The 12,462-nt window shown below is 57.4% G+C and carries 9 protein-coding genes and 1 pseudogene; 1 reads left to right on the plus strand and 9 read right to left on the minus strand.

Annotation, left to right across the window (positions count from 1 at the left end; translation table 11 throughout):
* Positions 1–251 precede the first annotated feature (251 nt).
* Positions 252–962 (plus strand): RNA polymerase sigma factor, encoded by a 711-nt coding sequence (locus tag QNA11_RS14965; protein WP_283483652.1) that lies wholly within the window; start codon positions 252–254, stop codon positions 960–962.
* Positions 963–2,092: 1,130 nt separating this feature from the next.
* Here the strand turns inward: QNA11_RS14965 and aroC are convergent.
* The 9 genes and pseudogenes from aroC to QNA11_RS15005 all read right to left on the minus strand — a co-directional run bounded on the left by aroC (position 2,093) and on the right by QNA11_RS15005 (position 12,291).
* The gene (gene aroC, locus QNA11_RS14970) at positions 2,093–3,178 is read right to left on the minus strand and encodes a chorismate synthase (RefSeq protein WP_283483653.1); all 1,086 of its coding nucleotides are present in this window, start codon (positions 3,176–3,178) and stop codon (positions 2,093–2,095) included.
* 105 nt (positions 3,179–3,283) lie between these two features.
* On the minus strand, positions 3,284–4,240 hold the full coding sequence (locus QNA11_RS14975; RefSeq protein ID WP_283483654.1) for a class I SAM-dependent methyltransferase: 957 nt from the start codon (positions 4,238–4,240) through the stop codon (positions 3,284–3,286).
* Positions 4,152–4,706: an aromatic-ring-hydroxylating dioxygenase subunit beta gene (locus tag QNA11_RS14980; protein ID WP_283483655.1), complete on the minus strand. Its 555-nt coding sequence runs from the start codon at positions 4,704–4,706 to the stop codon at positions 4,152–4,154. Before QNA11_RS14980 ends, QNA11_RS14975 begins: the two co-directional genes overlap by 89 nt.
* The gene (locus QNA11_RS14985; RefSeq protein WP_283483656.1) at positions 4,679–5,521 is read right to left on the minus strand and encodes an SRPBCC family protein; all 843 of its coding nucleotides are present in this window, start codon (positions 5,519–5,521) and stop codon (positions 4,679–4,681) included. The genes QNA11_RS14980 and QNA11_RS14985 overlap by 28 nt, the downstream gene beginning before the upstream one ends.
* Positions 5,522–5,572: 51 nt before the next feature.
* Positions 5,573–5,986, minus strand: a pseudogene (locus QNA11_RS20765) (aromatic ring-hydroxylating oxygenase subunit alpha); the annotation flags it as partial.
* Between the two features lie 158 nt (positions 5,987–6,144).
* On the minus strand, positions 6,145–7,620 hold the full coding sequence (locus QNA11_RS14990) for an MFS transporter (RefSeq protein WP_283483657.1): 1,476 nt from the start codon (positions 7,618–7,620) through the stop codon (positions 6,145–6,147).
* Positions 7,621–7,938: 318 nt separating this feature from the next.
* Entirely contained in the window at positions 7,939–10,329 is a 2,391-nt protein-coding gene (locus tag QNA11_RS14995; RefSeq protein ID WP_283483658.1) for a TonB-dependent receptor, read from the minus strand.
* Between the two features lie 108 nt (positions 10,330–10,437).
* Complete coding sequence (locus QNA11_RS15000; RefSeq protein ID WP_283483659.1) at positions 10,438–11,220, minus strand: alpha/beta fold hydrolase; 783 nt, start codon at positions 11,218–11,220, stop codon at positions 10,438–10,440.
* Between the two features lie 237 nt (positions 11,221–11,457).
* Positions 11,458–12,291 (minus strand): LysR substrate-binding domain-containing protein, encoded by an 834-nt coding sequence (locus QNA11_RS15005; RefSeq protein ID WP_283483660.1) that lies wholly within the window; start codon positions 12,289–12,291, stop codon positions 11,458–11,460.
* Positions 12,292–12,462 lie beyond the last annotated feature (171 nt).

Genomic DNA, 12,462 nt, shown 5'->3' on the forward strand with positions numbered 1-12,462 from the left:
TGTCCAATCCTAACATTGCATTTTTTGATATCTGCACCATCAGCGCCTGATCACTCGCGACTTTCGATGCGGATCGTCTCGCGGTGGTGTTCTTCATTCGCTTGTCCCGCACGATCGTGCTGGCGAATGTAGTTCTGCGCCCACGGTTCTGAAGCGGTCCTCGGCGACGATGGATTGAGTCGGAACTGAACTTGGTGCAGCAGGTCGGCTTTTTAACTGTTTTTAGCGCTCCAAATTTATGGGAGGCTTGAATGCGGCTCTCTAATGCGGCGATTGAAACCCTGTATCGAGATGAACATAAATCTCTGTGTCGAGTAACTCGGCGGAAAATGAACCACCAGGACTCGGAAGACGTTGCGCAAGAGGCGTTCCTCCGCTTACTCGAAATGGAACGGCGCGAGACCATAGCCGACCCACGTAGTTATCTTTTTCGTATTGGGTTGAATATCGCTATTGACTGGTTGCGCAAGGCGCGAACACGCGCCGCTTTTCTGGTGGAAGCCGATGGGGTTGACGAATGCTCTACAATTAACATGACGAGCGACACACCCTTCGACGATTGGCTCACGTTTAACGCCGTTCTCACGGAATTGTCCCGACTTTCTGGTCGTTGTCGCGATATTTTTCTTCTCAGTCGGGTTTACGAACTAGATAATGCCGAAATCGCAGCAAAACTGGGAATTTCCGTCAGGACGGTGAACAGGGACATTGGTTTGGCGACTAAACATCTCTGTTCGGTCCTTGACGGGCCCGCGACGCAGAAGAAAAACTCAAATCTCACTCCAATCCTACAACAGAAGTTCGTATTCGTAGTGGAGGCTATTGGAAACTGGGATCGAAATATCGAACGGCGCAATCGGTGTGGCGCATTGCGGTATGCGAGATCACAACGACGAAATGATCAAGCTTGGATAACGTCAAATTGTTTGGATCAGCGAGAAAGGGCAGCGGACGCCTTGTGATTTTTTTTTCGTGGGTGAAGACAGCGAAAAGGATGCGGTCCAAGCTGGTCTTGTCCTGGAAGGCGCCCATCACGTGGCGGGCTCTTCGGCGCGCTTCGCTAAACCGCCCGTTCGATGGCATTCTTGGTTCGCAACCGCTTTCTCGCTTTTTTCGATCTTGAGGCGGAAACAGGTCAAAAACTCGTCGTGGTCGTCTCTCCAGTGGGCGGCGGCCCTGGGATTGGCGTCCTCCTTCTACTCGGCGACCCGTGCACCTTGTTGAGGACTTGCGGATTTTGCGCCCAGCGCTGGAAGGCGGCGCGCGGGTGGACGTCGGGCAGCGCCGCCAGCCGTCGACCTTGTTACGGTCCTTGAGTGGCCGGCGGTGAAAGACTGCCACCACCGCGCAAGGCTCTTGGCGACCTGGTTCTCGGTCGAGGCGGCGCCGAGCCGTAACGCGACAGCATTAAAATAATCCACGAGTTTCGACGAGGCGGAAAATCGCTCCAGAACCCGCAGATCGAAGTGCGGCCGCCACTCGATGCCGCCGCGTTGGAGTTGCGCTCCAAAAGCGCCACGCTTGGCTATCGTCCTTTACTCCTGGGGCAATGGTCAAGCGCCGCACACCATCGAAACCCGCCGCTTCGAGCAAATTAAAGTCGGCGCGGCGCATGATCGACTCCACAATCTGATCCGCCAGTTAGGATACAGGCGACAAAGCCATCTGTGTGAATTGGAGAAGAGCCGGAGACATCGAGTTCAGGCCCCCCGGGCGGCGCCCGCCAATCGTAGGTTCGGTCAAGAGCCCACCGCTTCAGGATCAAGCGGTTGATCGCGCCACGGCGTAGAATTCTGGAATAGGCCGTCGAGGAGAGAGCTTTCTTGCAACAACGGCGAGAGCGACCATTTTCGGTTCTCAATGGAGACGCGCACTCGAAAAACTTTGAGCGCCGAATCGCAGTGCGCAGCGACCATCGCTTTTAGGCCGGCTGCGGCCCTCACAGCCCCGCACGTCCGTCTTTGATGCAGCGCTTACCCGGCTATTGGCCAGACTGGCGCGCCCGCGCGAGGGCGATTCGCGGCGGTCCAGCGCTCCCAGCGGAGATACGCCGGTTCGCCGCGCGACGCCAAGTTTTCTAACGCTCTCGACTCTATCCGACTTGGCCACGATGCCGCAGAAATTGATCGGCAAGCACGATCGCCATCATTGCTTCGCCGACGGGCACCGCGCGAATGCCGACGCAGGGATCGTGCCGGCCTTTCGTGACGATTTCCGTGTCTCCGCCGAGGTTGTCTATTGTCAGACGCGGCGTGAGGATTGATGATGTCGGTTTGACAGCGAAACGCGCTATGATCGTCTGTCCCGTCGAAATACCTCCGAGCACGCCGCCGGCGTGATTGGAAAGAAAGACCGGTCTGCCGTCCTTGCCCGAGCGCATTTCATCGGCGTTGGCTTCACCCGAGAGTTCCGCGGCCAAGAAGCCCGCCCCGATTTCAACTCCCTTGACGGCATTAATCGACATGAGGGCGCTCGCGAGTTCGGCGTCGAGCTTACCGTAGATCGGTGCGCCCCAGCCTGCGGGGACGCCTTCCGCGATCACTTCAATCACAGCGCCGATGGATGATCCCGCTCTCCGCGCCTCGTCGAGAGCATCCTCCCAACGCCGCGCCGCTTGTGGATCCGGGCAAAATAGCGAATTTCTGCCCACCTCGCTCCAATCGAAGCGCTCACGATCGATTCTGTCCGAGCCGATCTGCACGAGCGCCCCGCGAATCGACACGCACGCGACGACTTTACGAGCGACTGCGCCCGCCGCAACGCGTGCGGCCGTTTCCCGCGCGGATGCGCGTCCGCCACCGCGATAGTCGCGAATTCCGTATTTCGCATCATAGGCGTAGTCTGCATGACCAGGGCGAAATTTGTTCGCGATCTCGCTGTAGTCTTTCGAGCGCTGATCGGTGTTATCTATCATCAAAGCGATCGGCGTACCCGTCGTGATCTGCCGGCCATCTCCGTCCGTGAAGACCCCGGAGAGAATTTTCACGTCATCGGGCTCCCGCCGTTGCGTGGTGAAGCGCGACTGGCCGGGTCGACGTCTGTCGAGCGCATGTCGAATCTCTGCTGCCGTCAGCTCAATGCCGGGCGGACAACCGTCGACCACTACCCCAAGCGCCGGCCCATGGCTCTCGCCGAATGTCGTGACGCGGAAGAGGCGGCCGAAACTATTATGAGACATGCAGACTCCCGCATTCTTACGCAGACTTTCGTGGTCGTCTCCGCCTCGCGGCCGAAGGATGAAGAGACGCTCGGCCGTGTAGCTCCGCGCTCGGACTGTCACCATTTAGTTTCGCACGGGAGAACGCTTTCTCAAATGCAGGTGAAGAATACGAACGCCTTCCAGTAGGTAGCCATCGTCCTCTGCGATGTTCCGGAGGTCGCGGTCGAGAGCTTCGATCTCTGGACTGGTCGCGAGCCCGAGTTCTCGCAGCCGATCTCGGATCTGATCGAACGAACGCCAGATTAGGCTCTTTTGACGCGGGCTCCTGAGCGCCGGTTGCGTGAACTGCGCCGCTTCGATATCGACGTCGATGTTCTGCACATATGTCCAGAGCGGCTCCGCGCAATTGAATTTGACGTTGATTATCTCGCCCAGCCTTTCGAGCAGCTCGACCGAACGGGGGATGGAGGGATGATGCGGAATGGAAAAGCGCCGTGTCGTCGGCTCCTCGATGATAATCGAGCCGTTGTCCTTGCATAGAGATAGGACGTTCTCGAAAAATGTCGTCCAGTTAGTGATATGCGCGAGAACGAAGCGACAGTAGACGACGTCGAACGCTTGTCCGATGTCCAGCGTGGATGTCATGTCGTGGCGAATGAAGCGAATATTGTCGATCCCGCGCTCGTCTCGTCTATGGAGACAGACGTCGATTTGAGCTTGCGACTCATCTATTCCCACTACAACGCCGTTGCGTGACCTGACCTGATCTGTGAACCAGAACGCCATTTGGCCATGCCCGCATCCAATTTCCAACACAGAACGAGCGTCGTTAGGAAGCTGGCTCAAGACGAAGTCTCTACTCGCAGGGTCGTATAGCTCGGTCAATATCTCCAATCGCTCCCGATCGGCGTAGCCGACATCATGGATATAGGCTTCACTTTCGTTCTTCAAATTGCTGTCATGGTTCTGCATGGCGTTCTCCGAGAACGTCTCAGATGATAATGCTGATGCGCCGTTGCTTCGAAATGGACTCATGGTCCAAATGCACAAATCTCTCGCGAATTCGAAATTCGGCTTCATGCGTGACGAGCCGATATCTCGCGCTGCCGATGAACTCCCAGGATTCGTGATTTCGAAATTGATAGACAACGAAGTTCACTCTCACAACGATCTCTTCGGTCGGAGGGGCCAAAAGTCGCAAGTTGGACATCAGGCGACGCGTACGCGAGCGCGGCTGTTCCATCCAGGTCGACGCGCCCGCGAAATGCCGAACGCGCGCCCGCAATCGGTCATAGTCGTCCAAGATCAGGCAGAGGGCTTGCTCAGGCGCGCTTTCGGTGTGGCGCTGCAATGGAGCGACAATGTAGCGTCCACCCGGTTCAAAAAGCTCAAACCAGTCTTCGAGGCGCCAATCGTCGAGCAGGTCCGCTTCCAAGGCGAGAAAGGAGGTGATGCGGCTTACGATATCCGAAACGATGGGGACGGCGCCTATATAGGAAACGACGGATGTTGCTGTCATTACGGCTGCTCCACATAATTGGCCCATTCACGCCAGAAGGCTCTGTTCTGCTCTTCATCCGTATGATTTGTCGTCCCGACGCTCATGCCGCGCGAGAAGTCGCTGTAGCCGATGCCCGCGTGTGCGTATGACCGCTGGCAGGATTCCAGAATTTCGACGTCGTCGGGCGTTCCGAATCCACCCGGCCCGATGAAGGAGATAAGCGCGCTGACGCGCATGGCCCTTTCTTCCGTCGTCTCATCCGAAAATCCCGCGCCCCAGACGGTCACTTCGACCTCGTCGGGGGACGTTGGGAAAAAAGTCCGGATGTTCAAGCCGAGTATGTCGTTGATGACCAGATTTGGAAAAATAAAAAGGCTGCGGTTGGTGTGAGCCATGTCCTCCGCGCGTCGGCGCCCGACACGGGCAACGAGATCGTCGAACTTCTTATCGATCTCCGCTTTCATTTCGGCTGGGAAAAGCGGACTCCAATAGGCAATTGGCCGTCCAGTCGAAGGCGGCCCGCTCTTTATGACGGCATGGCCGCCACCGAGTGCATAGCCGATGCCGCTGCGCTTGTGCGAGTTCGGATCTGTGCCAAGCGAATCGAGAAGGTCGAGGAATCGCTTGTGCGCAATTGGCAGATGATAAGCATCGACGCCGTTTTCAGCGAGTAGTTTCCAATTGGCTCGTATGGAATGATGAAGGTGTTCGGGCAGCACTTCGACGGAGCCTTCGGACTGATCGCAGACCAGGTCTATGTATTCCTTCGCACCTCCGAGATAGGAGGCGAGGCTCGCCGACGGTTCGCCGAAGCTGATGAATAGAAAACCGCGATAATCGTCGAGCTTGATTTGCGGCAAGGAGCGCTCGGGCAGTCCCTCGCCGATGCGTCCATACGCGGACCTTCCCGGCACGCCGGTGAGCGCGCCGGACGTATCGTACATCCAGCCGTGATAGGGACATGCAAATCGCTTCGTGGTTCCTTTCGCGTCCGAGCAGACGACGGCGCCGCGGTGCGCGCAGGCGTTCAAGAACGCAAGCGGCGTTTCGGAAGCTACGTCTCTGACCAAGATGACGGGCCGACCGCCAATCTTGCGCGTGAGAAAGTCGCCGGGCTTTCCGAACTCGCTTGCATGACCGGCATACAGCCAGCATTTGTCGAATATTTGCGTCAGCTCCCGGCGCCATGTGTCTTCACATACATAGACTTGCCGATGCACCCTGAAAAAATTCTTGTTGTCTGTTTCGACGAATTGTCGGGGCGTCATTCGGGCCTCCCGAGAACAAAGCCAGGGCGAGTCTGAGCATCCGTAAATACTGCTCATAAAACAAGCAAATATTGTAGCAGATATACTGGCGCATATATAATATTGCGTCGTTTGCAAATAGCAACATTATTATTAATTATGGGCAGTATAAAAATTTGTTTTGGCTATTTATTGTGCGCGCGATGCCGATCGCGAACTACATCGACTGGCGCGCGCTAAGGTATTTTCTTTTCGGTCGGCGTGCGGCGCTTGACGAGCGTCGGTTGCGTGAGAGCGACGGTTGCGAGCGCGGCAATGACGAGGCAGCACGCGATAGCGAGCAACGAGACCACCAGGGCGAACGAGATATTGTCAGCGACGGCTTCACGACCGGCGATCGCAAAAAACAGTCCGCCAACAGTGGCAATGCTCAATGCGGAGCTTACCTGCAAGGTGGTGTTGATGATGCCGGATATGAGACCCGACCATGCCGGCTCTACTTTGCCGATAATGGCGCGAAGGAGGCTCGGTAACGCCATCCCTTGCCCAAAGCCGATCGCGAACAATGAAAGGCCGCGAAGCGCGTGATCGAGCGGCTGGTCGGTTCGCCAATTCCAAACGACCAAAGCTAGGCTCAAAATGCCTATCGTCTCGAGAGCGATTCCTGCGGGAGCTGTTCGCTGGCCGAGCATCCGGCCGGCATAGGGGCTGAGAAGTGGAGCGAGAAATGAGCCGACGCCGAATGGCAGAAAGACGAGCGCCGCCTCTCTAGGAGATTCGCCGAGCGCATTTTGCAGATAAATGGAGAAAATAAGAAAAAACGCGCCGATAGCGTAAAAGAAGAGGGCCGCCAGCAACCCCAGGGAGAAGCCTGGCAGTCCCATGACGCGTGGGTCGAAAAGCGGAGTTCCGCCCTCCCGCAGAAGTTTGTCCTCATTCCGCAGGAACAGCGATCCAGCGATCGGCGCCGCCATCAGTAATAGTAGGGACCAGAGCGGCCAGCCTTGTTCACGTCCTTCGATCAGCGGCGTGACGACGAGCGCGAGCGTGAGGGCCGAAAGCATTACGCCGAAAATGTCGAGCCGCGGCGGACGTGGATTAGAGGCGCCGGATAAGAGAAGACCTAAAATGAGAACGACCGCTGCGATCGGCAGATTGACGAGAAAGACGATCCGCCAGCCGAGACCGAAGACATCAGCCGAGACCAGGAATCCGCCCAGGATTTGTCCGCTCCCCGCGGCAAGTCCGAGCGTTGCGCCATAAAGACCCAGCGCGAGCGATTTTTCTCCCGGCGCAAAAATCATATTGATGGACGCGAGCCCCTGGGGAACCATCAGCGCTGCGCCAAGTCCTTGGAAAATTCGGCCTGCCACGAGAACGCTGGAACAGGGGGCCCAACCGCATATCGCCGATGCACCGGCAAAACCGGCGAGTCCGGCCAAAAAGATCACCCGATGTCCGAAAATGTCTCCAAGCCTACCCCCCGTGATAAGGAAAACGGCATAGGTCGTCATGTAGCCGGAAACAACGAGCTGCAGATCGGAGGGCGTCGCGCCGAACTCCTCTTTGATCGCCGGCAGCGCGATATTGACGATGAAAAAATCGAGCGGCGATAGAAAAACGCCCGTGAGCAACACCGCGAAGCGGACCCAACGCCACCGATCGTGAGCGGCGACAACTCCATTGCTGCGGCTCTGTTGCTCGAGCGACATGTCGCGGGATAACTCGACAGGGATGGGCACAAGCGCGTTTCCTTGCTATGCTGATTTCGGTTGCATTTAGCAATGCTCGTTTCGATTATGTGTGTGATCGCTCCGGCTAATGCGCCTCTCGACCGGAGGGAGGCCCCCGGCCTGCGACCTCGTCATTCGCGAACATGCGATCGCCGTGTCATGCCGAACGCGCTTCACCTTTGCCCAGAGTCGGTCGTCAGAGTCGCGTAGGCGCTCGCCGACTCCGCGCATCTCGACGAGGCTCAGAGCAATCGCGAACATAGCTTGGGGACGACGGGTTCGACTTTGGACTCGCATTCAAAATTTCGCCTTCAGCGTGAACCCCGCCATAATCGGATCAGCGGGGGTGCCGATCACTCCTCCGGCAGTGAAATTCGGCGACACGGTCGTGAAATAATGCTTATTTGTCACATTATGCACCCATCCAGACAGATCGACACGCTCGTCAGTGAGGCGCAGTCCCGCATGCAGATTGAGCAGGCCGTACGCATCGATGATGCTGTAGATCGAATCATCTGGAACCGAAAAAAACTTCGTTTGATATGAAAAATCGGCTCCGAAATAGGCAACCACCGATTTTTCGATCGGCTCGAACACTCGTCCGATGTCATGTGCATATTCGCCGCCGACGGCGAGAGCCCATCGCGGCGTCAGGGAGATCGGACGGCCGGTCAGGCTGCAAGACCTCGAGAACGCGAGCTCGAAGGGGCAAGGCGCGTTCTCGAATGAACCGTAATAAGTGTGATTGTAGGTGACAGAACCATATGTCGTCAGCCCCTCTACCGGACTCGCTCGCAGGTCGAACTCGAATCCTCGCGAGATCGCCCTCTTGGCGTTGGAAAGATAGGTGATCGGTCGAGCGCCCGATATATCGGTGATATTGGTGATGTAATTTCGATCGACCATGATGAATGCGGCGACGTTCGCGAGAAATCGACGCTCGAAGAAGGTGGTCTTCAGTCCGATTTCGTAATCGTCCAATTCCTCCGGCCGCACTGTCGTGGAGGCCGTCGTTGGCAGATTCGCTATCGGATTTGGACCTCCAGCGCGTCCTCCGCGCGCGTAGGTCGCGTATGCGAGCGTGTCGGATGAGATTTTATAGGAGGCGGAGGCCAGAGCGGAAATCAGTCCCTGGCGCGTTGTTGCGTTGAATTCGCGATCTGCCCCGATCAAGCCAATTCGCATGCTGCGCGCCGCTGCCTGTTGCGCCCCCGCCAGTCCGTCGAGGCTGTTGGCGGCAAACTGATACTGGCGAAAGAGCGTGCTCTTCGCCGCATAGGAGTAGCGAAGACCGAAGGTGAAATCGAGATCCGGCGTCGCATGCCAGACCGCCCTCGCATAAGGCGCGATGATATGGCTGCGGGGATTGTCGTAGGATTTCGAGGCGAGATTATTGAGTGCGATATCGTTAAAGGCTATCGAATTCGCAGGCGAACCGTACCAGCCGCCGGCCGCTGGGCCATAGCTCGAGTATCCCCAGTCATAGAGCTGCTCGAATAGATAGAAGAGGCCTGCTGTTCCCTCGATGGGGCCATTGGCGGGCGTCGATACTTTGAATTCTTGCTGCAGCGACCGCTCGGCGATTTGATTGTTCGAGTTGGTTGTCCGCACCGGGGCGAGCGCGCTGCTCGTTTGGTTCAGCGGATCGAAGTTCCATCCACGAAAGGAGGTGAGAGAGGAGAACTCATAGCCGCCGGCGTTGTAGCCGACTATAGCCGCCACACCATAGCTCTGCTGCGTGTTCTGCAGGTAGCCGGAGATGTCGCCCTTGTAGCTGTCGATATTGTAGAATGACGTCGGCACATAGTTGAGCCTCGCCAAGCGAGCGTAGAGATTGTTCGGAACCACTGCGCCATTGGCATAATTTGCAACGACGCCATTCAGTACATTTGGGCAGCACGCCTGATGGACATGCGAGTAATCGGCGATCAGACGCACGCTGAGGTCGTTGGTCGGCAGGAACACGAACTGCGCGCGAACGCTCTTGTTGTGCCAGTCATTGTATTTTTGGCCGCTGTAATAGCTGGAGACATATCCGTCACGATCGACGCTGGCGAATGACAAGCGGAACGCCAGCTTGTCGCTGTCGGCGATCGGGCCCGTCGCCGATCCACGAACCTGGACATTGCTATAGTTGCCGGCAGAGACTTCGACTTTCTGTTGCCTCTCGAAGCTCGGAGCGGCTGTGTTGAGATAGACGGCGCCGCCCGTTCCATCCATACCGCCTTTGGTTCCTTGCGGCCCTTTCAAAACGTCGACGCCGACGAGGTCGGGAATATCGAAGATGGCTTGACCTGGCCGAGGCTGATATATGCCGTCGACATAGATGGGCACGCCGCCGAAAATTCCATCGGTTGCGACAGACGTCGATGACCCGAACCCTCGGACATTGACGGTCAGCGAACGAACGTCGGCGAAGCGGATCTGCAGACTCGGTTCGAGCTTTTGCGCTTGCAGAAGATTGCTGATCTGCAACGCGTCGATCTGCTGCTTCGTGATGACGGTTGCTGCCTGCGGCGTCGTCTGGAATGCGGTTGCTTGACGCTCGGACAAATCGGCGGTTGTTTTCGGCGCGGAGATCACGACTTCTGGAACTCGCGCCTCCTCGGCGGGAAGCGTTTGCGCGACGCTGGTGACAGTGTGGGCGAAGCAAAGCGGAATAGCGGCTATAAGCGACCGTCTCATCATTCAAACTTTCTGACGCAACGACATAGTCCAGAAAGCTAAAGATTTTTGAAAAGCTCAGGCAACGCTCATTCTTCTTATGAGTCGAATATCGAGGAACGATGGAGTCCCTCATCCGCGCGTAAGGACGCGTTCCGCGAAGCCGAGCAACTGCGTGTTGAACGCCAGCGCGTCCTCGTAGAACGGCGAATGGCCGACATTGGGCAGCTCGAGAAAACTTGCGCCGCGAATATGCTCGGCGGAGGCGCGCGAGGCGCGAGGATCGCAATGGAGATCCTTTTCGCCGACGACGAAAGCAAGTGGCAGAGAGATCGAGGCGATGAACTCCTGCGGCTGCGGCGGACGTCCAACGATCATCCTGCGCACTGCGGGCGGCTGCGTCATATTATAGGCAAGCATCTGCGCGAACTCCTCCGGCGCCGGCGGCGTCGCAAAGCAGCTCGAAAGAAAGGCAATCGTTCCGACGATATTGGTAGGGAGATCATCTTCGAGCATCAAGGGCAGACTCGCGGCCGAAGCCTCGCTCGCCCATTCGGGGCTTCGGCGCCACGACGATCCGACGAGCTGAGCGCCGGCGAGGCTCTCGCCGCCATATTCCTTGAGATAGTCCCATACGACGCGGCCGCCGAATGACCAGGCGACAAGAATCGGCCGCTCGGCGTCGACGGAAGCGGCCACAGCGCGCAGATCATGCGCCCAGAGCCTGTTGTCTTGGTAGGCGTCGGGATCGAGCGGTTTGTCCGACGCCCCATGGCCGCGAAGATCGTAGGTAATCAGGTGATATTTCTCTGCCAGTCGCACGTCCCGTAATTGCCGGATGAAGGCGAGACCACTCTGCGCGAAGCCATGAATGAAGATGATTGGCCGCCCTCGGCGGTTGCCCCATCGTCTCACGGCGATGTTCACGCCGTCCGAGCTCAGGACATTCGATTTATCATATTCAAAGGGTCGAGGACAAAGGCTCGGATACACGTTGATCATGGCCACGAAATATAGTGGATTCCCCCAATCGCCGCCTCCTCGGCGACGCGCTCACGACCGAGAATTTGCTTCGACCATACAGATTTGGAAACACGAAATCCCATTATTCGTCGAATAACCGGCGCAGCATGTTCAGTTCTCGCGTGGTCATCATTCTGAGTGAGAAGGATCGCCGAGCCGCTCGATGAGATAGTCTCGTAACCGCATGGTCGGCGAGGACGGAGACGAGCGAATCGAATAGAGCGCCACGTCAACATCGGGAAGTCGCGGGAAGCCGTCACCCTCATCGAGACGCTGCAGTCGATCATCGATCGTGCTCGCTTTGAACACGCCTACACCCAAGCCTTGTCGCACAGCAGCTTCGATGCCGCAAACATTCGAATTTACATGGGCGAGGCGCCATGGAACGCCACGTTGTTGAAGGGCGGTGATCGCCCAGTGACGAAACATGCTTCCGGGCGGAGCGACAGCCAGCGGCAAGGGCAATCGCTGATGTTGATTGTGCTCGGACGATGTCGTCCATACGACCGGCTCGCGACGAAGCACCTGTCCCTGGCTTGTGCCCGCCGGCTCCATGGCGATCACAATATCGAAATGCGTGCCAATGCGCGTGAGCATGGAACTCGGCATGCCGCCGTAGAGCTCGACATTGACGCGTGGATACAAACGGCAGAATGCGCCGACAAGCGGTGGCAGAGTGTTCGCGACGTAATTATCGATCGAGCCGAGGCGAACCGTGCAATCGGTTTCTTCCGCGCGGAGCGTGCGAAGCGCCTCGGCATTGAGCGCCAACATACGCCGCGCGTAATCGAGCATGAGCTCCCCTTCGGGAGTGAGGCGGAAACCCCTCTGCGGACGCATGATTAAGCTGACGCCGATAACTTCTTCGAGACGCTTGATCTGGAGGCTGACCGCCGCTTGGGTTCTGTGCAGCGTGCGGGCGGCGGCAGTGAACCCGCCTTGATCGACGACTGTCACGAACACGTGGAGAAGGTCGTTCTCGAGAATCTGATTGCGAATGACGCTGACGCCGGACGGCCGGTCGGCTCGCGTCGGCGCGAGCGCCGTATTTGCATTTCGCCGAGGCTGAAAGTTCAAAGACATGCGTCAGGAACTCCCCGATATAAGTCTATTATAGCTATAGAAATAATGTAA

The sequence above is a fragment of the Methylocystis sp. JR02 genome (assembly GCF_030063565.1).
In the GTDB taxonomy this organism is placed as follows: Bacteria; Pseudomonadota; Alphaproteobacteria; order Rhizobiales; family Beijerinckiaceae; genus Methylocystis; species Methylocystis iwaonis.

Bases quoted from the DNA above. Each gene is read 5' to 3' on its own strand.
- QNA11_RS14965 (WP_283483652.1), top strand. From the start codon at position 252: ATGCGGCTCTCTAATGCGGCGATTGAAACCCTGTATCGAGATGAACAT.
- aroC (WP_283483653.1), bottom strand. From the start codon at position 3,178: ATGTCTCATAATAGTTTCGGCCGCCTCTTCCGCGTCACGACATTCGGC.
- QNA11_RS14975 (WP_283483654.1), bottom strand. From the start codon at position 4,240: ATGAAGCCGAATTTCGAATTCGCGAGAGATTTGTGCATTTGGACCATG.
- QNA11_RS14980 (WP_283483655.1), bottom strand. From the start codon at position 4,706: ATGGGCCAATTATGTGGAGCAGCCGTAATGACAGCAACATCCGTCGTT.
- QNA11_RS14990 (WP_283483657.1), bottom strand. From the start codon at position 7,620: ATGTCGCTCGAGCAACAGAGCCGCAGCAATGGAGTTGTCGCCGCTCAC.
- QNA11_RS14995 (WP_283483658.1), bottom strand. From the start codon at position 10,329: ATGATGAGACGGTCGCTTATAGCCGCTATTCCGCTTTGCTTCGCCCAC.